18 protein-coding genes are annotated in these 23,057 nt (G+C 62.6%); 10 read left to right on the top strand and 8 right to left on the bottom strand.

The window, feature by feature from the left end; translation table 11 throughout:
- Window positions 1-124: 124 nt before the first annotated feature.
- From H281_RS0114580 to H281_RS0114560, 5 genes are all read right to left on the bottom strand, one after another.
- The gene (locus tag H281_RS0114580; RefSeq protein WP_020067858.1) at window positions 125-1,210 is read right to left on the bottom strand and encodes a hypothetical protein; all 1,086 of its coding nucleotides are present in this window, start codon (window positions 1,208-1,210) and stop codon (window positions 125-127) included.
- A 239-nt stretch (window positions 1,211-1,449) separates the two neighbouring features.
- Entirely contained in the window at window positions 1,450-2,526 is a 1,077-nt protein-coding gene (gene zapE, locus H281_RS0114575) for a cell division protein ZapE (RefSeq protein WP_027804602.1), read from the bottom strand.
- 8 nt (window positions 2,527-2,534) lie between these two features.
- Entirely contained in the window at window positions 2,535-4,868 is a 2,334-nt protein-coding gene (locus H281_RS0114570; RefSeq protein WP_020067856.1) for a hybrid sensor histidine kinase/response regulator, read from the bottom strand.
- A gap of 4 nt (window positions 4,869-4,872) precedes the next feature.
- Window positions 4,873-5,676 carry an alpha/beta fold hydrolase gene (locus H281_RS0114565; RefSeq protein WP_020067855.1) on the bottom strand — a complete coding sequence of 268 codons (804 nt, stop codon included), beginning with the start codon at window positions 5,674-5,676 and terminating at the stop codon, window positions 4,873-4,875.
- Window positions 5,677-5,812: 136 nt separating this feature from the next.
- The gene (locus tag H281_RS0114560; protein WP_020067854.1) at window positions 5,813-6,715 is read right to left on the bottom strand and encodes a YihY/virulence factor BrkB family protein; all 903 of its coding nucleotides are present in this window, start codon (window positions 6,713-6,715) and stop codon (window positions 5,813-5,815) included.
- 143 nt (window positions 6,716-6,858) lie between these two features.
- On the opposite strand from H281_RS0114560, the gene H281_RS0114555 reads away from it, so the two are divergent.
- From H281_RS0114555 to H281_RS0114520, 7 genes are all read left to right on the top strand, one after another.
- Window positions 6,859-8,022 carry a ligase-associated DNA damage response exonuclease gene (locus tag H281_RS0114555; RefSeq protein WP_033379574.1) on the top strand — a complete coding sequence of 388 codons (1,164 nt, stop codon included), beginning with the start codon at window positions 6,859-6,861 and terminating at the stop codon, window positions 8,020-8,022.
- A complete protein-coding gene (locus H281_RS0114550) occupies window positions 8,019-9,704 on the top strand; it encodes an ATP-dependent DNA ligase (protein ID WP_020067852.1) in 1,686 nt (561 codons plus the stop codon). Before H281_RS0114555 ends, H281_RS0114550 begins: the two co-directional genes overlap by 4 nt.
- A 220-nt stretch (window positions 9,705-9,924) precedes the next feature.
- A complete protein-coding gene (locus H281_RS0114545; protein ID WP_020067851.1) occupies window positions 9,925-10,404 on the top strand; it encodes a response regulator in 480 nt (159 codons plus the stop codon).
- Window positions 10,405-10,688: 284 nt separating this feature from the next.
- Complete coding sequence (locus tag H281_RS0114540; RefSeq protein ID WP_020067850.1) at window positions 10,689-11,555, top strand: SDR family oxidoreductase; 867 nt, start codon at window positions 10,689-10,691, stop codon at window positions 11,553-11,555.
- Window positions 11,556-11,762: 207 nt separating this feature from the next.
- The gene (locus H281_RS0114530; RefSeq protein WP_020067848.1) at window positions 11,763-12,305 is read left to right on the top strand and encodes a (2Fe-2S)-binding protein; all 543 of its coding nucleotides are present in this window, start codon (window positions 11,763-11,765) and stop codon (window positions 12,303-12,305) included.
- The gene (locus H281_RS0114525) at window positions 12,302-13,306 is read left to right on the top strand and encodes an FAD binding domain-containing protein (protein WP_020067847.1); all 1,005 of its coding nucleotides are present in this window, start codon (window positions 12,302-12,304) and stop codon (window positions 13,304-13,306) included. Before H281_RS0114530 ends, H281_RS0114525 begins: the two co-directional genes overlap by 4 nt.
- Window positions 13,303-15,552 (top strand): xanthine dehydrogenase family protein molybdopterin-binding subunit, encoded by a 2,250-nt coding sequence (locus H281_RS0114520; protein ID WP_020067846.1) that lies wholly within the window; start codon window positions 13,303-13,305, stop codon window positions 15,550-15,552. The genes H281_RS0114525 and H281_RS0114520 overlap by 4 nt, the downstream gene beginning before the upstream one ends.
- A gap of 198 nt (window positions 15,553-15,750) precedes the next feature.
- Here H281_RS0114520 and H281_RS0114515 read toward each other — a convergent pair whose 3' ends face one another.
- Complete coding sequence (locus H281_RS0114515) at window positions 15,751-16,152, bottom strand: PRC-barrel domain-containing protein (RefSeq protein ID WP_020067845.1); 402 nt, start codon at window positions 16,150-16,152, stop codon at window positions 15,751-15,753.
- 196 nt (window positions 16,153-16,348) lie between these two features.
- Here H281_RS0114515 and glgX point away from each other — a divergent pair, with 196 nt between their 5' ends.
- The 3 genes from glgX (at window position 16,349) to H281_RS0114500 (ending at window position 20,968) form a co-directional block, all read left to right on the top strand.
- Window positions 16,349-18,565 (top strand): glycogen debranching protein GlgX, encoded by a 2,217-nt coding sequence (glgX, locus tag H281_RS0114510; protein ID WP_020067844.1) that lies wholly within the window; start codon window positions 16,349-16,351, stop codon window positions 18,563-18,565.
- Between the two features lie 123 nt (window positions 18,566-18,688).
- Entirely contained in the window at window positions 18,689-18,868 is a 180-nt protein-coding gene (locus tag H281_RS0114505) for a DUF2934 domain-containing protein (protein ID WP_020067843.1), read from the top strand.
- A gap of 51 nt (window positions 18,869-18,919) precedes the next feature.
- Window positions 18,920-20,968, top strand: a complete 2,049-nt coding sequence (locus tag H281_RS0114500; protein WP_020067842.1) for an AI-2E family transporter — start codon at window positions 18,920-18,922, stop codon at window positions 20,966-20,968.
- A 71-nt stretch (window positions 20,969-21,039) separates the two neighbouring features.
- Here the strand turns inward: H281_RS0114500 and H281_RS36840 are convergent, their stop codons facing one another.
- Both H281_RS36840 and H281_RS0114490 read right to left on the bottom strand, forming a co-directional pair.
- Window positions 21,040-21,210: a hypothetical protein gene (locus tag H281_RS36840; RefSeq protein ID WP_020067841.1), complete on the bottom strand. Its 171-nt coding sequence runs from the start codon at window positions 21,208-21,210 to the stop codon at window positions 21,040-21,042.
- Window positions 21,211-21,346: 136 nt separating this feature from the next.
- Window positions 21,347-22,957 (bottom strand): FAD-dependent oxidoreductase, encoded by a 1,611-nt coding sequence (locus H281_RS0114490; RefSeq protein WP_020067840.1) that lies wholly within the window; start codon window positions 22,955-22,957, stop codon window positions 21,347-21,349.
- Window positions 22,958-23,057: the final 100 nt, after the last annotated feature.

Below are 23,057 nucleotides of genomic sequence, written 5' to 3'. Positions count from 1 at the left end.
CAGGCAATAAGCTGAGCAGCAGCGAAAAAAAGCCGGCGGTATGAAAACCGCCGGCTTTTTATCGAGCGTCAGCGCTGACTGTGAGAAGGCGCAAGCCGCCGCGTTCGACCCGCTTCAGTTCAATTCAATTTGCCGGAATCGTCACAACGGGCGCTTTGCTGCTGGTATCCGCCTCGGCGAGCGCCATCAGGTTTTGCACGACCGTGAATGCGTATTTCGAGTCGAAGTCGTTGCGATCGACCCAGTATGACGACGTCCCGTACGGAATCATCACGTACGCATTGTCAGGCGCGCTCCCGCCCGAGTGAATGATGATCGTCGGTCTCGTCTCTCCGCCGATCAGGCCCACGGTCGGCTTTGTCGAGCCGTCGGTTATGCGCTCGACGGGCACCTGCACCTGTGCACCGAGATCGGTCAGGATGCCGAGCACCGAGCGCGTCACCATCGGAATCTTGTCCGCTTTCTGCCATGCGGAAGAGGGCCCGTAGACGATTTCATAGCTGCGCGTTTTCGACGACAGATGCAGCAACTTGCGCACGCGGGCCAGATCGGCCGCCGTTTGCGGCGACTCGCCGCTCGTGGTTGCTCCCATCACCAGAAACACGCTCATCTGCTCATTTTTGGTGCCCACGTTGCGCGACTCGACGTTCAACTCGCCTGCCAGTTGCAGGCGGCGCAGCGAACGCAGCAACTCGAAAAAGCCGGGCGCGCCCGCGCTGTTTTCTCCGCCGAGCGCATTGCCGTTCTGCAAGCCTCCCACCGATTGCGCGGTGATGCGCAACAGCAGGTCGATAGGAATGCCGCCTTCGGCGAGCGGCAGCACGAGTGCGGGCGCTAGCGGCCGGATGTAAGCGGAGGCGAACGCTTCGCCGGTCGTCGGCGTGAACGTGAAGGTAGGGTGATTCGAATACGACACGCTGCCGGTGGCGAGTGCGTAGTTCGGCTGGCTACCGGAGCCCGCGTTAGCGGTTGCGCCGCCGGTGGCGTCGAACGTGTAGGCGGCGATGATGCTGCTGACGGTCAGAAACGCAGGCGCGTCGCCATAACGAAGGCCGACCACGGCTGCAAGAATCTCGCGTTTCTTCGCGTCGCCGAGTGCACGCGCATAGTCGACCTGATCGGCTTTCAGGCGCGAGGGTCCGATATGCACGCAGGCGGAGGAAAGACATGCCGCGCAAAGCGCGGCGGCGACCGAAGCGGTTCTGATCATGTCGGCAAAAGGGCGGAGTGCATATCCGCTGAAGAATGAGTGCGCAACGGCGGTAGCAGGTCGCATTCCCGGACGCGCGGCGTGCGTGCGTGAAAAAGGGTGTCGTCGAGGCTGCACGGCGCGATCTGCGTCGCTACGCAGTGGGGAACGCTTCGCGAACCGGTTAGGCGAATGACGCGAACGAGCACAGTCTTTGCAAGATTTGCAGCCGCGCTTTGCGCTTAGCCACACCCGCTGATTTAGCGCTCGGGCGCAGTTGCGGCGGACGCGTCCGTCGCTTCTTCGAGCGTGCTGCGATAAGCGCGCGATTGCATCTCCGCGAGCCGACTCAGCGTTCTCGATAGATCATGTGCGCCTTCGAGTCCTCGCAAGGCCTCATGAATCGGTTCGTCCGATGCGATGAAAAGCGCACGCTTGCGGTCGTAAAGAATGTCGACCAGCCACACGAGTCGCTGCAACGTGTGCGCTTTCGTGAGCCATTCAGTATGTAAATTATCGACTATGAGTCCATGCCATCGCTCGGCGAGGTCCAAATAGTCGAGATGCGAACGGCTTGCCACACATAGTGATTCGAAGTCGGCCCACAAGAGAGCCGCGCCCACCGCGTGTGCCGCGAGCGGACGTCCCGCGGCACTGATCTTCGTCGATTCGAATGCGCCGCTGCTGTCGTAACGCAGGAAGATTTCACGCAGCGCGTTGTGAGCGGCTGCATCGAGCGGGGCGAAGAAGTGCGGCGTGTCATGCTGTTCGCCGCCGAACCGGTAGTCACGCGCGCCGTCGAAATGGATCACGCGGAAATGCCGCTTGATCTGCTCGATGGTGGGCAGGAAACGCTCGTGAAACTCGGGGTCGGATAAAAGGCCGTCGGGCGCATAGTTCGACGTCAGCATGATGCGCGTGCCGAACTTGATCGCCGTGTCGAGAAAGCGGCCCATCAGAAACGCGTCCGCGATATCGTGCACGTGGAATTCGTCGAAGCATAGCAACTCAATGCCATCGAGCCATTGCATCGACACGGAGCCGAGCCTGTCGTCGCCACGCGGTTCGTTCACGAGGCGTTGATTCATCTCGCGGAGAAACTCGTGAAAATGCAGGCGCCGCTTGCGGCAATCCGCGAGTTCGAACGCGGTATCCACCACGAGACTTTTGCCGCGCCCAGGCAGTCCATGGCAATACACGCCTTGATATCGCGATTCAACGTGGCTTGCTGTGGACCCAGCCAATGCAGAGAGCGCCGCGATTGCGTCGCGCTGCCTCGCATCCGGCACGATGCCGCGCGCGACGAGACTGCTGGCAATCTCGGCTTCCTCGAATATGCGCGCGCTCATTTGACCTGATGTCCGCTGAGCACGCGCTGCAGTTCACTCGGGTCCACCGGCTTCGTAAAGTGATGATCGAAGCCGGCCTCCACCGCCGTCTGCTTGTCCTGTTGCTGGCCCCAGCCCGTTACCGCAATCAGTCGGATGCCGGCGTCCGGATAGTCGTTGCGAACCCGTCGAGCGACTTCATAGCCATTGAGGAGCGGCAGACCGATGTCGAGAATGACCGCCTGTGGGGCGAATTCGGCGATCACCGCAAGTCCCGCGACTCCGTCGCTTGCCGTGCGCACCTGGTGACCCTCCAGTTCGAGCACCATTGCGAGGCTGTCGGCGGCGTCCGCATTGTCGTCGACAATCACTATCCGCAGTCCGGCGGCCGGCGGCTTGTCGGGTTCCGTGCTGTCAGCGGGTGCATCGGCGGAACTGGACAGCGGCAGCCGGATCACGAATTCGCTGCCGGCGCCGGGCCCGTTGCTGAATGCCGCGACCGTGCCGCCGTGCAATTCCGCCAGACCGCGCACGAGGGCGAGCCCAATGCCGAGTCCGCCTTGAGAGCGATCGAGCGCGGGTGCGAGTTGCGAGAACATTTCGAAGACGCTGTTCAGATGTTCGCGAGGAATGCCGATGCCCGAATCGCGCACCGTAATCACGGCCTGGTTGCCTTCGCGATGTGCGGTGAGCGAAATGCTGCCGCCTGGCGGCGTGTATTTCGCTGCGTTGTTCAGCAGATTGAGGATCATCTGCGAAAGGCGGGTAGGGTCCGCATCGAGAAAAAGCGGCTCGGGAGATAGCGTCACGCTCAGACGATGGTCGGACGCCTGCACGATTGCACGCGCGGCTTCCACCGCGGATTGCATCGCGCGCGCGAGTTCGAGCCGCTGCTTGCGCAGTTCCAGTTTGCCTTGGGTAATACGCGAGACCTCGAGCAGATCGTCGACAAGATGGGTCATGTGCTGCAATTGACGGGAGAACACGTCGCGCGACCAGTTCAGTTGCGGATCGCTGAATTCTTTCGCACGCAGAATTTCGAGGACGTTGCGCATCGGCGCAAGCGGATTGCGTAGCTCATGCGCAAGCGTCGCGAGGAATTCGTCCTTGCGGCGATCCGCGTTGGAAAGCTCCGCGTTAAGCCGCGTGAGTTGCTGCTCGGCATGCCGCCGCTCGGTAATGTCGCGATTAATGCTCACCGCGCCGTAGATGTCGCCGCGCTCGTTGGCGAGCGGTTTGACCACGGTTTCGCAAACGCCGCGCGAACCGTCGCGCCGCGCGAACGGCAACTCGCCCCGCCACGTGCCGTACGCGCCGAGACTCGCGAAAACTTCGCGTCGAATACGCAGCGCATCTTCTGGCGGATGAAAGATCGAGACGTGCTTGCCGAGAATGTCGCGCAGCCGGTAACCGAGCATGCGTTCGCCGCCGACATTGAAGTCGGTAATGTTGCCGCGCAGATCGGTGATCACGATTGCATCGCTCAAGTGCTCGAAGATCGCGGCCTGGCGTAGCAGCACCGTCTGCGCCTGCTTGCGTTCGGTAATGTCGATGCCGAGCCCGTAGACCGTCAGCGGCTCGCCACGCTCGTCGTAAGTGGCGCGGCCGCGGCCTTCCATCCAGCACCAGTCGCCGCTTGCATGCAGGAAGCGGAATTCGGCGACGTAGTCGTCGCGGGTTCGCACCGCATGATCGACGGCTTCGTTGAGCGCGAGCAGATCGCCCGGATGAATCAGTTCGAAAAAACCGCGCGTTGTAATGGCGAGGCGTCCTTCGGCGTAACCCGCGAGCGCTTCCAGTTCGCGGCTCCACCAGAACTTGCCGGTCTTCGGTTCGTGTGACCACGCGCCCATGCGCGCGCCGCGCATGGCCAGACTCAATACGTCGCGGCTTTCCTGCAATTCCCTTTGTGCCCGCTGATGCGCGGCCACCGAAGCCTCCGCATTTCGCCGCGCGAGCACGAGTTCCTGCTCGTACTTATGACGATCGGCGACGATGAGCACTGCGACTTCGATGTAGCTCTGGTCGCCGTGCACGCGGCGCACTGCATTGAGCAATGTCGGCACCGTGTGGCCGTCGCGATGCAGCATGCTCAGCTTGACCTCGGCGACAGAGCCCTGCATTTGCAGCAGCGGCGCCCAATGCGTCTGATAAAAGACCTTGCCGCCCGTTGTCAGCAGGTCCTGAAGGCTGATGCCGCTCGTAAGCTCTGCGGCGCCATAGCCGATCCATTCGCAAAACGTTGCATTGGCGCGCACGATGCGCCCGTCGGTATCGGTCACGACGAGGCCGCAGGCGGCGTGCTCGAACAACGCATCGGCGAGCGGCAAGTGGCGGTCGGTACTTTGCATTGCGTTAAGTTGGGGTCGTCCGCAGGAAAGCGCTGATGGCCTCCGCAGTGGCGACAGGCGCGCTTACGTGCGGACAGTGTCCATTATTCTCGACGACGCGAAGCGTGCTGTTACGCATCGTGCGATGCATGTACTCGCCGACCGCGCGCGGCGCGACGACGTCTTCGCTTGCTTGCAAAATGAGCGTAGGCGTGACGTTCAAAGGCAGCACACCGCGATGATCCGAGAGAAACGTGACACGTGCAAACTGGGCGGCGATCCGCGGATCGGTCCGGCAAAAGCTGTTAATTAATTCAGCGCCGAGTTCCGGCTGATCTGGCACGCCCATGATAGCGGGTGCCATTGCGCTGGACCAGCCGAGGTAGTTGTGCTCGAGCGTGAGCAGCAGGTCGTCGATGTCCTCGCGCGTGAAGCCGCCGATGTAATCGCCGTCGTTCACATAGCAGGGCGAGGGAGTCACCATCGCCTGAGCGGAAAAAAGTTGCGGTGCTTCGAGCGCGGCGAGCAGGCCGATCATGCAACTCACCGAATGGCCGACGAACACGACCGGCCCGTCGGACACTTCGCGGACGATTTCGATCAGATCGCGCGCGTAGCCGTGCAGCGAATCGTATTTGTCGACGTCGTATGCGGCGAGGTCCGACGAGCCGCTGCCCACGTGATCGAACAGCACGATGCGGTAGTCGTCATGGAACGACGGTGCGAGGCGGCGCCACATGCTCTGGTCGCAGCCGAAGCCGTGCGCGAACACCATGGTGCTCGCGCCGCGCCCGGAAATATTCACGTTGTTGCGCTGGATGATGCCCATTGTCGAGTCCTGGAGCGTGCCGGGATAGAAGCGGCGGGTGCGCTCGGTCCGGCCTCCGACAGAATGTTACCGCAGTCTCGCGGCGCCGCCGCCACTGCACGTCTGCACCGATTCGCCGCGCTGCGGCCTGAAGGTTTCATCCGGTCTTTATCGGCTGCTTTGGCGCGTTCTGCGGCTCGATGCCGAAGCGCTCGTATTGTGCAATCACCTGTGCGCCGAAAAGCAGCAACGTGGCGAGCCATTCCAGACTGAAGAGAATGACGATCGCCATGGTGAGCGAACCATACACCACGCTGACCTGTGAAAGCGTCGCGAAGTACCAGACCAGCACATGCCGTGTGATCTCCCACAACAGCGCAGCGACGATGCCGCCGAACAGCGCATGCTTGAGCGATGGCCGTCCAACCGGCATGACCATATAGATCGACGTCAGCAGGAAAACTTCGCCGGCCAGACCCAGCAGATACAGCAGAACGCGCGAAGCGCCCTGCAGCGACACATGCAGCCCGAACAGGTCGATGCCTTCGGCGCCCACGGCTTCCAGTCCGCTCGACACGAGCGTGACGATCAACGCGCCGACGCCGAGGAACAGGATGTAACAGTAGGGCAGCAGCGCCGAGAGTAGAAAATGCCGCCGCCGTATAACCACACGGTGTACGAAGATCAGCGACATCGCGTTTTCGAGTACCGTGAATGCAAGTGAACTGAAGAACAGCATCGTCACGAACAGCACCCAGCCGATCACCGCACGGTGAGCGAGAAAGTTGGCAAGCTCACGTACGAGTGCTGCGGACTGGCCCGGCACGAGCCACTGCAGCAAGTGCCCCAGCGCCGGAAGCAGAATGTGTTGCGGCACGATGCGGGACAGCGCGATGACAATGAGGATCATCAGCGGCACGATGGAAAGCAACGCGTAGTACGCGACCGCGCCGGCGAGCAGCAAACCCTGATTGGCCCGGAACGCCTTCATCGTTTCGAGGAGGAATCTGCCCGGATGCTTCGCGACATTGAGTGTGCGTTGATCGATGATGGAGTACATGGGGCCTCGCCATGCGCGCGGCGGGCCGCCGACGGACGGCGCATGCCGGTGCGCTTCTGCATAGGTTAAGCAAGAAAGCCGCCACGCGCATCGCGACCGCGAAGAAAAGTGTGCAGGAATACGCCTTGCTTTCGAGGTGCAACATGGCATCCGAATCGATATCGAACACATCCAGCTCATCGAACATCTCATTGGGAGATGCAGACTCCGGGGATCTCGTCGTCGCGCGGCCCGAGGGTCTGTATTGTCCGCCCGGCGACTTTCATATCGACCCCTGGCGCCCCGTCGAGCGCGCGGTGATCACGCATGCGCACTCCGATCACGCCCGCTTCGGGCATCGGCGTTATCTTGCATCGCGTGCGGGCGCAAACGTGCTGCTGTCGCGCCTGCCTGACATTTCGCTGCAAACGCTTGCGTACGGCGAACGGCTCGATATCAACGGAGTGACCGTGTCCCTGCATCCCGCCGGACATGTGCTGGGGTCCGCGCAATTACGCATCGAGCACCGCGGGCGCGTGTGGGTCGCATCCGGCGATTACAAACTCGACCCCGATCCGACCTGCGACGCATTCGAGCCCGTGCGCTGCGATACATTCATCACCGAGTCGACTTTCGGTCTGCCGATCTACCGCTGGGACGCACCGCAAACCATATTCGACGGCGTCGATTCATGGTGGCGTCATAACGCGGCGCAAGGGCGCGCGTCCGTGCTGTTCTGTTACTCGTTCGGCAAGGCGCAACGCGTTCTGGCAAGCGTCGACGCGGGCATCGGGCCGATCTTCTGTCATGGCGCGGTCGAACCGCTCAATCGGGCTTATCGCGAGGCGGGCGTGCGGTTGCCGCCGGTACGTCTCGTTAGCGAAATTGCGCCAAAGGACAAGGCGGCATTCAGCCAGGCGTTGATCGTTGCGCCGCCGTCCGCGCAAGGCAGTGCATGGCTCAAGCGTTTCGGCGACTATAGCGACGCGTTCGCGTCGGGCTGGATGCGCTTGCGGGGCGCGCGACGCAGGCGCGGCGTCGATCGCGGGTTCGTGCTTTCCGATCATGCGGACTGGCCGGCGCTGCAAACGGCGATTGGCGCGACCGGCGCGGGCCGCGTGATCGTCACACACGGCTCGGTCGAACCGATGGTGCGCTGGCTGCGCGAGCAGGGACTGGATGCAGGCGCCTTCGTGACCCAATACGGCGACGATACGGTCGAAGCGGATGCATTGGGCGGCGACGAGGCCGTGCCGGGCAATGCGCCGCTCCCGCCGGGTGACGCCGCGCCCGTGCATGAGTTCGACGATGCCGCGAGCCGTTCATGAAGCGCTTCGCTGCTCTTTACACCGCGCTCGACGCGACGACGTCCACGCACGACAAGCTCGAAGCGCTGACGAGTTACTTTGCCGTAGCGGAACCCGAAGACGCCGCGTGGGCGTCGTACTTCCTGGCCGGCGGCAAGCCGCGGCAATCGGTGCCCACGCGTCTGTTGACCGAATTTGCCCGCGAACGCGCGGGATTGCCCGCCTGGCTTTTCGAAGAGTCGTATCACGCAGTCGGCGATCTTGCGGAGACCATCGCGCATATTCTGCCGCCCGCGCAGCGCAGTTCCGAACTGGGCCTCACACAATGGATCGAGCAGCGTGTGCTGACGTTGCGCGGTCTTGCGCCTGAGGAGTTGCGCACGCGTTTGTTCAGCTATTGGGACGAGCTGGATTGGGGCGAGCGCTTTTTGCTTACCAAGTTGATTGGTGGGGGCTTTCGCGTCGGCGTGGCGCGGCAGTTGGTGGTGCGTGCGCTCGCACAGGTCGCCGGAGTCGATCATAAGCGGATTGCGCAACGCATGGTCGGATGGACCGATTCCCGGCAGAAACCGGACGCCGCGCGTTATCTGCGTCTCATCGCACCCGACGCACCCGATGCCGGCAACGCGGGCGAGCAGCAATCGGCGGATCGGCACGACAGCGATCTGGGCCTTCCATATCCGTTCTTTCTCGCGCATCCGTTGCAAACCGATCCCGAGACGCTTGGCGATCCGTCGCGCTGGCTGATCGAATGGAAGTGGGACGGCATACGCGCGCAACTCGTCAAACGCGGCGGCCGTGTGTGGTTGTGGTCGCGAGGCGAGGATCTGATCACCGACCGGTTTCCGGAAGTGGCCGCGCTGGGCGAGGCCTTGCCTGACGGTTTCGTGATCGACGGCGAAATCCTTGCCTGGGAGCCGGGCGCCGCTGCGCCATTGCCGTTCGCGCGCCTTCAACCGCGCATCGCACGAAAGACCCTGACGAAAAAAATCCTCGCCGATTCGCCCGCCGCGCTGCTTGCTTACGATCTGCTGGAAGCGCACGGCGAAGACTTGCGAATGACGCCGCTGGCCGAACGGCGCGCGCGTCTGGACGCGTTGGCTGCATCGCTGGACGGCACGCTTTCGGGCGACTTGCTTCGTGTATCGCCGCAGGTGTCCGGAGCCGACTGGCGCGCGTTGGCAGCGCTACGCGAAGAGAGCCGCGCGCGGGGTGTCGAGGGCTTCATGGTGAAGGAGCGCGAGTCGATGTACGGTGTTGGCCGCACGAAAGCTTCGGGCACATGGTGGAAGTGGAAAATCGATCCGTATGCAATCGACGCCGTACTGGTTTACGCGCAGCGGGGACACGGCAGACGTGCGAGCCTATACACTGATTTCACGTTCGCGGTGTGGGACGAAGCCAATGGCGTGCGCACTTTGGTGCCGTTCGCAAAGGCGTATTCGGGTCTTACCGATGAGGAAATGCGCCAGGTTGACGCCATCGTACGCAAGACTACGATCGAGAAGTTCGGGCCGGTGCGCAGCGTGACGCCGACGCTCGTATTCGAAATCGGCTTCGAGGGCATTCAGGCAAGCACGCGTCACAAGTCCGGCGTGGCCGTGCGATTCCCTCGCATGCTGCGCTGGCGCACCGACAAGCATATCGACGACGCGGATACGCTCGCGATGCTCAAGGGTTTCATCGACGATCGCGCGGCCTGACCGTCGCGGCAGCGCATAAGTAACAGACACGCAACGAATCCGTAAGACGCATCGGCAACGATGCAATCAAGACACATCGACGGCAAACACCGCCGCTGCGAGATCGCGGCTCATTCAGAAAGCATGTCACCAGTGATGCAGCGCAGCGCGGGAGCGAATCTTGCAACCGGGCGGCGGGTGCCGTGATGCGGCGCGCGCATGCACCAGGGAGAACGTAGTGATGCTCGACAACCAGTTCGACAACCAGTTCGACAACCACTTCGACGACAGCGAAGACGTGGTCGTGTGGCGGCCAATCCAGTACGCAATGGCGTCGCACCGGCGCATACTCGTCGTGGACGACTATCGAGAGGCGGCGGACGCGCTGCAAATGTTGTTGAACGCGGACGGGTTCGAATGCCGTGCGCTCGAAGATCCGCACGCGGTCTGCGAAATGGCATCGCAATGGCAACCGTTCGCCGTGGTGCTCGACATCAAGATGCCCGGCCTGGACGGCCTGGAACTGGCGCGGCGCCTGCGCGCGCATCCGTCCACCGCGCATATGCTGCTGATCGCCTGTACGGCGTTTGCATCACGCGACGACCGCGCTCGCGCGCGCGCCGTGGGCTTCGACGCGCACTGCGCGAAGCCGTTGACGCCGGAGCGTCTGCTGCGCGTGCTGGAGTCGGCTGCGGCGCTGCATGCGGTGGGCGCGCCGTAAAGCGTGCGCGCCGTTTGAAAAAACTGCGGTGTGCAAGACGCAGTTCCGACATGCGTTCCGCCGTGTTCTACGTGTTGCCGACTCCCTTCGTTTCGCTCGAATTGCCGCGCAGCGCATCGCATTTCCTTGCGCATTTGCTTCGTCGATGCGCGACTCATGTCCCATTGTGCAGCGGCAATGCACCAGAAAACCGTGTCATGCGCGGGCCCGAGGGTTGCTGAATCTGTCGCACCGCCGTGCTTTTTGCACGCCGCGCAGGTTAAACAGTTTTCTGGAGGTTTTATATGAGCGACACAGAACGTCCCACGCCGCCGTTCAAAGGACAGCAGCAAGATCAGACGCCGGGCCGCACTGCGGAGATGAACCCGCAACCCGATCACGGCGAGAAATCGTATAAGGGCTCGGGACGCCTCGCTGGCAAGGCAGCCATCATCACTGGCGGCGACAGTGGCATTGGCCGCGCAGTCGCCATCGCATTCGCGCGTGAAGGCGCAGACGTTTTGATCTCCTATCTGAACGAAGACGACGATGCACGCGAGACCGCGCGCTGGGTCGAAGAGGCCGGCCGCAAGGCGGTGCTGGTGCCAGGCGACATTGCGAATCCGGCGCATTGCAACGCGATTGTCGACAAGGCGATCGAGGCGTTCGGGCGGCTCGACGTGCTCGTGAACAACGCGGCATATCAGATGACCTATCCGTCGCTGGACGAAATCACCGATGAGGAATGGGATAAGACGTTCGATACCAACATCGGCGCGATGTTCCGGATCACACGCGCTGCAGTCAGGCACATGAAGCCGGGCGGCGCCATTGTCAACACCACGTCGATTAATGCGGACCATCCGAATCCCGGGTTGATCGCGTACGCGACCACCAAGGGCGCGATCCAGAACTTCACGGGCGGCCTTGCGCAACTGCTGGCTGAAAAGGGCATTCGCGCGAATTGCGTCGCGCCGGGTCCGATCTGGACGCCGCTGATTCCGTCGACGATGCCGCCGGAAAAAGTCGAAAAATTCGGAGAGCAGGTACCGATGAAGCGTCCGGGCCAACCGGCCGAGGTCGCGCCGGCCTACGTGATGCTGGCGTCAAACGAAGCGAGTTACATCTCTGGCGCGACGATCGCCGTTACGGGCGGTTCGCCGATTATCTAGGTCTGTTGGACGGGTGCCGAACTGGCCGCTGCTTGCGCGACTAGGCGCAAGCGGCGGTTCTCAGAGTCGCGCCTCAGATCCTTATCGACGCAACGCTGCATGAGCGGCGCGCAGCATTGCAACGCTGTGCTGCCGGGCACGCCGCTTGCGCGCGTCATGGGTTCGTCTTGCGCTCGCCGTACGTACCCATCGTCAGGAGAAACCCCCATGAATTCACCCACAGCGGAAACGCTGCTGGACGTTGCACCGAGCGACGTCCAGCGCGTGCCGGTGAGCTTCGACATCAACGGAAAAAAGCATGAGTTCGAAGTGGAAGCCTGGACCTCGCTGCTCGACTTGCTGCGCGAGCACTGCCATTTGAGCGGCACGAAGAAGGGCTGCGATCACGGGCAATGCGGCGCGTGCACCGCCATTGTGAACGGCCAGCGTATCAACACATGCCTCGCGCTCGCGGTGGTTCACGACGGCGCGTCGATTACGACAATCGAAGGACTCGCGAACGGCGAAACGCTGCATCCGGTTCAACAGGCGTTCATCGACCATGATGCATTTCAGTGCGGCTACTGCACGCCAGGACAGATCTGCTCGGCCGTGGCGATGCTGCAGGAAGGCCATGCAAAAACCGCGGACGACGTGCGTGAACTGATGAGTGGCAACCTGTGCCGCTGCGGCGCTTACACCAATATCGTCGCCGCGATTCTCGACGCAGCGGAGCTTGCGGATAAGGACCGCCAGGGAGTGAGGCCATGAACCGGTTCTCGTACACGCGCGCGAATGAAGTGTCGCAAGCGATCGAACAGCATCGTGCAAAAGGAGCCGCAGCATTTATCGCGGGCGGTACCAATCTGGTTGATTTGTGGCGCGTGAACGTCGCGCATCCGCAGGTCGTGATCGACATCAACCGCTTGCCGCTTAAGCAGATCGAGCCGACTGCAGCGGGCGGACTGAAAATCGGCGCTCTCGTGACCAATAGCGCGGCCGCTTACGACCCGCAGATTGCCGCGCGCTATCCGTTGCTCTCCAAGGCGATTCTCGCGGGCGCTTCGCCGCAGATTCGCAACGTGGCGAGCGTGGGCGGCAACCTGCTGCAACGCACGCGTTGTGTCTACTTCTACGATGCGGGCACGCGCTGCAACAAGCGCGAACCCGGCACCGGCTGTCCTGCACTAGAAGGCGTGAACCGGATGCATGCGATTCTCGGTGCAAGCGAACACTGCATTGCCGTGCATCCCTCCGACATGTGCGTGGCATTGGCCGCGCTCGATGCAACGGTGCATCTGTCCGGGCCCGACGGAGCGCGCGTGTTGCTGTTCGCCGACTTTCACCGCTTGCCGGGCGACACGCCGCACATCGACACCAATATCCGCGACGACGAACTGATCACTGCGGTCGAGTTACCGAAGCAGGGCTTCGCGCAGCATCATGCGTACATCAAGGTGCGTGACAGGGCGTCCTATGCGTTTGCGCTTGTCTCCGTGGCATTGGGACTGGAACTCGACGGCGACGTGATCGTGAATGTGCGTTGCGCGCTCGGCGGCGTTGCGCACAAGCCGTGGCGCAATACGGACGCTGAAGCGTCGCTGCAGGGCAAGACGTTGAGCGCGGAGACGGTACGCAACTTCGCTACCGACCTGCTGCGCGACGCGCAGGGCCGCCGCGGCAATGCGTTCAAGGTCGAATTGACGGCGCGTGCGATCGAGCGCGCATTTCTGGGCGCGAGTCAACGTTCGTTCGAGGAGTCTGTGCAATGAACCGTGTTGAATCTTTGCCTGCTCTGCGCGCGAGCGGCGTGCCGCACAAGCGCGTCGACGGCAGACTGAAGGTGACCGGCGCCGCGCAGTACGCGGCCGACTTCACCGCCAATGGACTCACGTATGGCTTCGTCGTGTCGAGCACGATCGCGGCGGGGCGTATCGTGTCGATTGATTCGTCGGCCGCGCTTGCGTTGCCGGGCGTGCTGCATGTGCTGACGTATCAGAATCGCCCTGAGTTGCCTCGCGAGGACAAACCGTACAAAGACATGGTTGCGCCCGGCGGCAGCCCGCTCAGGCCGCTGTGGGACGACCGTGTGTGGTACAGCGGCCAGCCGGTTGCGCTCGTGCTTGCGGAGTCGCTCGAACTGGCGCGTCATGCGGCGTCGCTCGTGGATGTGCGCTATGAGTCGGCGCCGCATCGAACGGATATGGGCGAGGCGCTCATGGACGCAGAGCCGCCTTCGACGGAGAAGGGCGGCTTCGACCCGCCGCCCCCGCCGCGCGGCGACGCCGACGCTGCGTTGGCCAGCGCCGTGGCGCGTGTCGATGCGTTCTACAGCACGCCGGCGGAATATCACAACCCGATGGAAATGCATGGCTGCACAGTCGTACCCGACGAGCACGGACACTTGACCGTGTATGAAAAGACACAGGGCGTCGTCAACACCAAGTCGTATCTGACGGCAGTGTTCGGCTTGAGCGACGATCAGGTGCAGGTGGTGTCGCCTTTTGTCGGCGGCGCATTCGGCTCGGGCTTGCGGCCGCAGTATCACCTCGCGCTTGCGGTCATGGCGGCGCTCGAATTGAAGCGCCCCGTGCGAGTGACGTTGACGCGCCAGCAGATGTTCACGTTTGCGCATCGGCCCCAGTCGATTCAGCGCGTGGCACTGGGCGCGGGCGCCGACGGCAGGCTGCAGGCGGTGATTCACGAAGCCGTCTCCGAGACATCCCAATACGAAGATTACTGCGACGTGGTGGTGAACTGGGCCGGCCAGCTATATCAATGCGAGAACGTGACGCTCGGCTACAAGGTCGTGAGGCTCGACGTGCCGACGCCCGCCGACATGCGCGCGCCGGGCGCCGCGCAAGGTCTTTTCCCGCTCGAAGTGGCAATGGACGAACTGGCCGAGTCATTGCAGATGGACCCGCTCGAACTGCGCCTCGTCAACTACGCCGAACGCGATGCGAACAAGAATCTGCCGTTCTCCAGCAAGGCGCTGCGCGAATGCTATCGCGAAGGCGCCGCCCGCTTCGGCTGGGACAAGCGGCCGCTTGCGCCGCGCGCTCGGCGCGAGGGCACTGAGCTGATCGGCTGGGGCATGGCGACGGGCGCATGGGACGCGATGCAAAACGAAGCGTCCGCGCGCGCGGTGCTCACGCGCGACGGCCGGGTGACTGTGTCGAGTTCGACTGCGGATATCGGCACCGGCACTTACACCGCAATGACGCAAATCGCGGCGGACGCGCTCGGTGTGCCGCTTCACGACGTGGTGTTCGAACTCGGCGATACGCGCTTGCCAAAAGCGCCGCTTGAAGGCGGATCATGGACGGTGTCGTCGGTGGGAAGCGCGGTCGATGTCGCGTGCAAGCGGCTACACAACCGTCTCGTTGAACTTGCGCGGCAACATGGCGGCGCGCGTTTCGCGAGTGTCGCGCGCGAGGACATCAGGCGTGCGGGCAAGCAGATGGTGTGCGGATCAGGTACCGAAGACGCAATCGCAATCGACACGCTGCTGGAGCGCGCCGGCCTCGAATCGCTCGAAGAGCAAGCCAGCGTGAAGCCGCACGAGAAGCAGCAGGCGTATTCGATGGGCACACACTCCGCGGTGTTTGTCGAAGCGCGCGTGGACGAGGCGCTGGGCACCGTGCGCGTGACTCGCGTGGTGAGTGCCGTGGCCGCAGGTCACATCGTCAATCCGAAGACTGCGGCGAACCAGGTGGCGGGCGGCGTGGTGTGGGGCATCAGCATGGCGCTGCACGAGGAAGGGCAGTTCGACCACGATATCGGCCGGCAGATGAACCACAACCTTGCCGACTATCACGTGCCGGTCAACGCGGACATTCATGACATCGACGTGCTGTTTGTCGAGGAGCACGACGATATCGTCAATCCGCTTGGCGTGAAGGGCGTAGGTGAAATCGGCGTGGTGGGTGTGGCGGCTGCAGTGTGCAATGCGATCTGGCATGCGACCGGCAAACGCGTGCGGGAATTGCCGATCACGTTGGACAAGCTGTTCGCGTGAAGACCGGTTGTCGCGCGGGTCGAAGCGGGTCAATGCAGATCAACGCGCGGCAAGAAGTGTAGAAACGCCGGGAGAGGCAGAGCGGGGCTCGTTAGCCGCGCTCTGCTTCGTCCATTGCGCTGCGGCTCAATCTTCGCGCTGTGCGTATTCGCGCAGCGCGAGGCACGCCGAAACGTGCCCAAACATCAAGGCACAGTGTTAGTCGGCGTATTTGAATTCCGGCAGCGCTTCGAGCGACTTTTTGGTCGCCTCCGGCAGTACCACGCGACGATTGGTGATCTGCAGATCGTTGAACGGAACCGCCACGAGATGCTTGCCCAACCCTAGAAAACCGCCCACCGACAGAATGGCGTAGGTGCCGCGGTCGCCGCCTGGCGAGACGATCAGATCGTCGACAGTTCCAATGGTGTCCTTGTTCTTGTTGAAGACGTCGGCCCCGGCCAGCTTCGACGCGCGATAGCCGCTCGCAAGCTGAACCACGTCGGTGCGCCTTTCGGTAATGGATTGCGGAGCGCCCTGCGCATAAGCGTTGCCTTGCGACGCGAGTGTGCCGAGCAGCACTGCTGCTGCAAGCAGCGGTCTGGCTTGCGTGCTTCCCATGATCGTTTCTCCTTGTTATGTATGGCGCCGTTCGTGGCGCGTCCAGTAGCTTTCAAACCCGTTACCGCAAATTGCGTGCCGCGTCTGGCGCTCCGCCCAGTCTCAGGCCCAAGGATTGCTACAGGAGCGAGCCTGCTGTTCATATTGCCTACACAGGAACCGCGCGCAAGCGCTTTTGCTTCTCACAGGAATCCCTATGTCATCCCCGGCCAATTACTCCACGCGCATCGCGGAGGGCACTCCTTTTCCGCTCGGCGCGACATGGAATGGAAACGGTGTGAACTTTGCGCTGTTCTCAGCGCACGCGACCAAGGTCGAACTGTGTCTGTTCGATGAAACCGGTCAGCATGAAATCGAACGCATTGAACTGCCCGAATATACCGACGAGGTCTGGCACGTGTTCGTGCCGAATCTGAAACCCGGTGCCGTGTACGGTTATCGCGTGCATGGTCCGTATGAGCCCGAGAAGGGCCATCGTTTCAATCCGAACAAGCTGCTGCTCGACCCTTATGCGAAGGCGCACATCGGCGAGCTGAAATGGGCGCCTGAAATTTTCGGCTATACGCTTGGTTCCGAAGAGGGGGACCTGTCGTTCGACGAGCGCGACAGCGCGCCGTTCGTGCCGAAGTGCAAGGTGGTGGACGCAACCTTTTCGTGGTCGCACCCGGAGCGCAATCCGCTGCCATGGGACCGCGTGATCTTCTACGAAACGCATGTTCGCGGCTTCACGAAGCGTCATCCGGAAGTGCCTGAGGAATTGCGCGGCACCTTCGCGGGGCTCGGACAGAAACCGGTGATCGACTACATCAAGAGCCTCGGCGTGACGTCGGTCGAACTGATGCCGGTCCAGACATTCGTGAACGACAGCTATCTGCTGGAGAAGGGTCTCACCAACTACTGGGGCTACAACACCATTGGCTTTTTTGCGGCCGACCCGCGTTTCTTCGCTTCGTCGACGGATTCCGTCAGCGAGTTCAAGGGAATGGTGGACAGCTTCCACAACGCGAACCTCGAAGTCATTCTCGACGTGGTGTACAACCACACCGCCGAAGGCAACGAACGCGGGCCGACGCTCTCGTTCAAGGGCATCGACAACGCGTCGTACTACCGTCTGATGCCGGACGAGCCGCGTTATTACATCAACGATACGGGCACCGGCAACACGCTTAATCTGTCGCATCCTCGCGTATTGCAAATGGTGACCGACAGCCTGCGTTACTGGGTGACGGAAATGAAGGTCGACGGTTTCCGCTTCGACCTCGCGACGATTCTCGGCCGCGAGCCGCACGGCTTCGACGAGGGCGGCGGGTTTCTCGACAGTTGCCGGCAGGACCCGGTTCTTTCCAGCGTGCGACTCGTCGCGGAACCGTGGGATTGCGGCCCCGGCGGCTACCAGGTGGGTGGCTTTCCGCCCGGCTGGGCCGAATGGAACGACCGCTTCCGCGATACCGTGCGCGCGTACTGGAAGGGAGACGAGGGCATGGTTGCCGATCTCGCTGCGCGTCTGACCGGCTCGGGGGACAAGTTCAACCATCGCGGCCGGCGCCCTTGGGCCAGCGTGAATTTCATTGCCGCTCACGACGGCTTTACGTTGAACGACCTTGTCTCGTACAACGACAAGCACAACGAGGCGAACGGCGAAGACAACAAGGACGGACACTCGGACAACAAGTCGTGGAACATGGGCGTGGAAGGTCCGACCGACGACATCGATATTCGTCAGCAGCGTGAGCGTCAAAAGCGCAATCTGCTGTCCACGTTGCTGCTTTCGCAAGGCACGCCGATGATTCTCGCCGGAGACGAGTTCGGTCGCACGCAGAAGGGCAACAACAACGCGTATTGCCAGGACAACGAGATCAGCTGGGTGGATTGGGAAGGTATCGACGAAGACGGCCGCGCGCTGACCGAGTTCGTGAGAAACCTCACGACGCTGCGTCACCGTTTGCCGGTGCTGCGTCGTAGCCGCTTTCTCACCGGCGAGTACAACGAGGCGCTCGACGTAACCGACGCGCGCTGGCTCTCGCCCGACGGAACCGATCTCACGCCTGAACAATGGGCCGATCCGCTGATGCGCTGCTTCGGTCTCGTGATCGACGGCCGCGCGCAGGCAAGCGGCATTCGCCGTCCCGCGTCGGACGCCACGCTGTTGCTGGTGCTGAACGCGCATCACGACGTCGTCAACTTCACCTTGCCTGAGGTGCCCGAGGGCGAACGCTGGACCTGCCTGCTCGACACGAACATGCCGGTGCGCGCGGAACTGCCTCAGTTCAGCGCTGGCGACGACTATCAGGTGACAGCGCGCTCACTCCTGCTGTTCGCGCTCGAGGCACCGAGTCGCGCGACACAACGCGTGTTCGACCGGCTGGAAGAGCAGCTCACTTCCGATGAAAGCGAAGTCCCGCCTGCACCCTGATCGGGGATAGCACTTCGGGAATAGCACTTGCTCTTTGCTTCAAGGCCGCGCGTATTCACTCAGTGATTGCGCGCGGCCTTTCGCCATGCCGGCATCCGCTTGACCTTTACTGTAGGTGACCAAATGGAACAGGAGCAGACCTCTCAGGAGGAACAGATTCGCATGCGTGCTTATTACCTGTGGGAGCAGGCGTCGGAGCCGAAGGGCACACCCGACGAATACTGGGAGCAGGCCCGCAGCGAGATTGAGAAGGAAGCGCCGCCAGTGGAAAGCGGGCCGATTGCGGAAGAGCCGAAAAAATAAGCACATGCAAGGGAGCACTACAACAGATAACCATAAGCGGCACGCATCGCCATGAAGGACTTTCCTGAACCGTCACGCGGCAGGCATCCCACGCGCATCGACGCGCCGCCTGCCGCGTTCGGTCTGGATGCGCTGATCGCGTTGGCTGTCGGCGCAGGTCTCGTAGCGTGCCTGTATTTCGCGCGAGCGGTTCTGATTCCGATGACGCTCGCAATTCTGTTGAGCTTTCTCGTCGCGCCACTTGTGAAGTCGCTGGGCCGTTTGAAGCTCGGCCATGTCGCGTCGGTGTTCGCCGCTGTGGTGATCTCGGTGTCGGTAATCGGCGTGCTCGGCGCGGTGATCGCCATGCAACTGACCGATCTGGCGGCCGGCATGCCACGCTATCAGGCAACCATCGAGCATAAGATGGAAGCCGCGCATACGCTGACCGTCGGCAAGCTCGATCGCTTCGCCAAAGCCGCGGGTCAGGCGCTGCAGCGTGCCACCGTTGAACCGACGCCGCCCGCGCCGCGGCGCGATGCGTCTTCTTCCGATGGCCGGGCGCCTGCCGCCGTTCCCGTCGAAGTGCGCGAGCCGGTACCGACGCCGCTGGAACTCGCGCGCCGCGTGTTGTCGCCGGCAATCAGTCCACTGGAGACGGCGTTCATCGTCTTCGTCGTGATGGTGGTGATCCTCTTGCAACGCGACGATCTTCGCGATCGCGCGATCAGGCTGTTCGGCTCGCGCGATCTGCATCGCACCACTACTGTGATGGACGAAGCAGCGCGACGCCTGAGCCGCTACTTTGTTTCGCAGCTTGGATTGAATGCGGGGCTCGGCGTCGTGATCGGCGCGGGGCTTTTCTTGATTGGCGTGCCGAGTCCGATCTTGTGGGGCATCCTCGCGGCGTTGCTTCGGCTCGTGCCGTATGTCGGTATCTGGATCGCGGGCGGCCTTGCTACCGCACTCGCCGCCGCGGTGAGTCCCGGGTGGGACATGGCGATCTGGTCCATAGCGCTTTTTGTGACGGTCGAGCTGCTGGTGGGCCAGGTCGTTGAGCCGCTGCTGTATGGACGCAGCACCGGACTCTCGCCGTTTTCGGTCGTCGTGGCGGCGATCTTCTGGAGCTGGATCTGGGGGCCAATCGGTCTGATCCTGTCGACGCCTTTGACGCTCTGCCTGCTCGTGCTCGGCCGGCATATCAGGCGTCTGGAATTTCTCGACGTGATGCTGGGCGACCAGCCCGCGCTCACGCCCATCGAAAATTTTTATCAACGTGTGCTCGCAGGCGACCCCGACGAAGCGCTCGCGCAAGCGGAACTGCTGTTGCGCGAGCGTTCGCTGTCGGCGTACTACGACGAGGTGACGATCCCAGGCCTGCAACTCGCCGCCAACGACGTCGTGCGCGGCAGCGTGACCTCGGTGCAGCTCGCGCGCATCGAGTCCACCACGAACGATCTGATCGATGGACTCGACGGTTATCCGGACGAGCAGCCGCCGCGGCTCATGGCGGAGGATGCGGGCACCGATATCGGACCGGTGGCGCCGTCGCATATCGCGCCGGCTGCATCGGCGGGCATGCATGCGTTGTTTGCAAACCATATGTCGCGCGGCGCCGCGCAAGGGCCGCGCGACGATAGCGCTCAACAAGCCGCTGACGATGCGCTGGAGGAAGCAGAAGATCCGCCGCGCGCAGCGAATCAACGTGTCTTGTGTATTCCGGGACGGGGCCCGCTCGATCCTCTGGCGTCGACCATTCTGTTGCAACTGCTCGGCAAGCATGGTTTCACGGCACGCGCGCTACCGCATGAGGCCGCTTCACGTGCCTCGATCGAGCAGATGGATGCCGACGACGTGGGCGTCGTCTGCATCGTCTATTTGCGGATCGACGGTGTGCCCTCGCATTTGCGCTACATGGTGCGGCGCATTCGCGCACGCTTGCCGAACGCGTCGATTATCGTAGGACTGTGGGCGCGCGAGGATCTCGAGAAGTGGAGCGTCGATTTGCAAAACGCAATGGGCGCCGAATGCTATGTCACTTCATTGCAGGAGATGCTGGCGGCTTGCCGCATGTGCGCAAGCACGACAAGCGGTGAACCGCTCGCAGTCGCCGACGTCTAGAAAAGCACCGGAAAAGCAGGCAAAAAAACGCCCGGCGCTTGCGCGTCGGGCGTTTGTCGTTGCAGCAGTGCTTACTTGCCGGTGGCTCCGCCTTCTGAGGTCTTGCCTTCGTCGTCAGTCACGATTTTCGTCGTGCCGCCGGTAGAGGGCGGGTCGCTCGCCGGAAACGTGTCCTCGACTTCCTTGTCGATCTGCTTCTCGGTCTTGTCGGCATTCGGATGCTGTTCCTTGGGTTCTGCCATGACGCTTCTCCTTGAGCTGATAGGTGTGATGGGTGGACGGCCATGCTGCTCGCACGGCCTGCTTGGGGTGCTTTTTACATCGGCATGTAGAGTTGAATGAAAGGTGAGCGCTCCATGAGCTAAACATCGGCTTGCGTCAGACTGTCCCGCACGACTCGCGCCCGACAATCCGCAATGCGTCGGCGCGCCTGAGCGGACCTTGGCGCATGGCGTCGATCAAGTGCGCGGTCTGTGCGTCGCGTTCACACGCGAGCACCGCGAGAACCTTGTCGTCCTTCACGTAAAGCGCAGCGAACTCGTAACTGTCCAGGTCGCCGTCGATCACCAGCTCGTCCCAGTCGCTTGCATGGCCGAGATATTCAAACGTCTTGCCGAAGTGGTAGGTCCAGAAAAACGGCACGCCGTCATAACGGTTGCGTGCACCGCACATGTTTTGCGCGGCGATGCGCGCGTGCTGTTGCGCTACTCGCCAGTGCTCGATCCGCAGCGGCTCCTCGTTCTCGCGCAGCGGGAACATCGCAATGTCGCCGGCGGCGTAAAGACCGGGCGCGGCCTGCATACCTGCATTCACGATCACGCCGCCGTCCTTTTGCAACGGCAATCCTTCGACAAAGCCGGTGGCCGGGGTCACGCTTGTGCCTAACAGCACGACGTCGGCGGCGATATGCTCGCCGCTTTCCAGCATCACTTCATGCACGCTGCCTTCTTCCCCTTCGAGCGAGGCGACCTTCGCTTCCGGATAAAACTTCACGCCATGGCTTTCGTGCAGCGCGCGGAACATCGCGCCCATGCGTTCACCGAACTGCTTCGCAAAGGGCACCTTGTCCGGCGAAATAATGGCGACTTCGACGCCGCGTTTGCGCAGCGATGCGGCGGTTTCGAGTCCGATGAAACCGCTGCCGATAATCGCTACCCGCGTGGAGGTGGTCGCGGCGGTAGACGGGGCGTCGGTCGCGAGTTCGTCGGTCGGCCCGTCGCCAAGGGCGTCGACGATCGCCGCTGCGTCGGCGAGATTGCGCAGCACATACACGCCGCCAAGCTCGCAGCCAGGAATAGAAGGGACTTTCGGCACACCGCCGGTCGCGAGCAATGCGGTGTCGTAGGTCAATGCGCCACCGGGTTCCAGATGAACGGTACGGTTGGGAACATCGAGGCGCACCACCTTTGCGACGATCCGTTCCACGCCGTGCTGCTCGAACCACTCGTGAGCGAGAAGCGGCGGCACATCGGCGGGGGACATCTCCGCGGAAGGGACAAACTTGCTGAGCGACGTGCGATCGTAGGGCGCGTGCGGTTCGTCGCCGATCAGCGTGATGCGCCCGCTAAAGCCGTACTCGCGCAGCGCCGCGCAAGCCGCGGCGCCGGCCGCGCCCGCGCCGATTACCGCGAAATGCGGCTGCTGGGTGCGGGCAAGCTCTGTTTCGTTCGGCAGCTTGCCCGGTGTCACCATCACGTCATCGCCGTCGACGATCACCGCATAGCGTTCGAGCGGCACGAGCGGCGGCGGCTCCAGCACCTGGCCGGTGGATGCGTCGAACGTGCCCTTATGCCACGGACAAATGATCCGGCCGCGGCACAACGCGCCTTCCTCGAGCGGCCCGCCTGCGTGCGGACAGTCGGCGGAATAGGCGCGCACGGTGTCGCCGTCGCGGACCAGCAGGATTTTTTCGTCACCCACTACGACGCGTTGTGCCCGGTCCTCGCGTAGCTGCGAAAGCTGGGCGACGTGTACTGCGGTCGTGGGCATGCGGGTTCCTTGAGGCGTTGTCTGATGCGGCCCGCAGCGGTAGGATCGCGCGCCGAGGCCACAGGACCAGAATGAGAAAAAGTGCTACATGAACGAGCAA

The sequence above is a fragment of the Paraburkholderia caledonica genome (genome assembly GCF_000383275.1).
GTDB classification, from domain to species: Bacteria; Pseudomonadota; Gammaproteobacteria; order Burkholderiales; family Burkholderiaceae; genus Paraburkholderia; species Paraburkholderia caledonica.
The sequence above is the reverse complement of the archived record's forward strand: the minus strand, read 5'-3'. Positions and strand labels throughout refer to the sequence as shown.

Bases quoted from the DNA above. Each gene is read 5' to 3' on its own strand.
- H281_RS0114505 (WP_020067843.1), top strand. From the start codon at position 18,689: ATGGAACAGGAGCAGACCTCTCAGGAGGAACAGATTCGCATGCGTGCT.
- H281_RS0114525 (WP_020067847.1), top strand. From the start codon at position 12,302: ATGAACCGGTTCTCGTACACGCGCGCGAATGAAGTGTCGCAAGCGATC.
- H281_RS0114570 (WP_020067856.1), bottom strand. From the start codon at position 4,868: ATGCAAAGTACCGACCGCCACTTGCCGCTCGCCGATGCGTTGTTCGAG.
- H281_RS0114565 (WP_020067855.1), bottom strand. From the start codon at position 5,676: ATGGGCATCATCCAGCGCAACAACGTGAATATTTCCGGGCGCGGCGCG.
- H281_RS0114550 (WP_020067852.1), top strand. From the start codon at position 8,019: ATGAAGCGCTTCGCTGCTCTTTACACCGCGCTCGACGCGACGACGTCC.
- H281_RS0114530 (WP_020067848.1), top strand. From the start codon at position 11,763: ATGAATTCACCCACAGCGGAAACGCTGCTGGACGTTGCACCGAGCGAC.
- H281_RS0114515 (WP_020067845.1), bottom strand. From the start codon at position 16,152: ATGGGAAGCACGCAAGCCAGACCGCTGCTTGCAGCAGCAGTGCTGCTC.
- H281_RS0114520 (WP_020067846.1), top strand. From the start codon at position 13,303: ATGAACCGTGTTGAATCTTTGCCTGCTCTGCGCGCGAGCGGCGTGCCG.
- H281_RS36840 (WP_020067841.1), bottom strand. From the start codon at position 21,210: ATGGCAGAACCCAAGGAACAGCATCCGAATGCCGACAAGACCGAGAAG.
- H281_RS0114545 (WP_020067851.1), top strand. From the start codon at position 9,925: ATGCTCGACAACCAGTTCGACAACCAGTTCGACAACCACTTCGACGAC.
- H281_RS0114560 (WP_020067854.1), bottom strand. From the start codon at position 6,715: ATGTACTCCATCATCGATCAACGCACACTCAATGTCGCGAAGCATCCG.
- glgX (WP_020067844.1), top strand. From the start codon at position 16,349: ATGTCATCCCCGGCCAATTACTCCACGCGCATCGCGGAGGGCACTCCT.
- H281_RS0114555 (WP_033379574.1), top strand. From the start codon at position 6,859: ATGGCATCCGAATCGATATCGAACACATCCAGCTCATCGAACATCTCA.
- H281_RS0114580 (WP_020067858.1), bottom strand. From the start codon at position 1,210: ATGATCAGAACCGCTTCGGTCGCCGCCGCGCTTTGCGCGGCATGTCTT.
- H281_RS0114500 (WP_020067842.1), top strand. From the start codon at position 18,920: ATGAAGGACTTTCCTGAACCGTCACGCGGCAGGCATCCCACGCGCATC.
- H281_RS0114540 (WP_020067850.1), top strand. From the start codon at position 10,689: ATGAGCGACACAGAACGTCCCACGCCGCCGTTCAAAGGACAGCAGCAA.
- H281_RS0114490 (WP_020067840.1), bottom strand. From the start codon at position 22,957: ATGCCCACGACCGCAGTACACGTCGCCCAGCTTTCGCAGCTACGCGAG.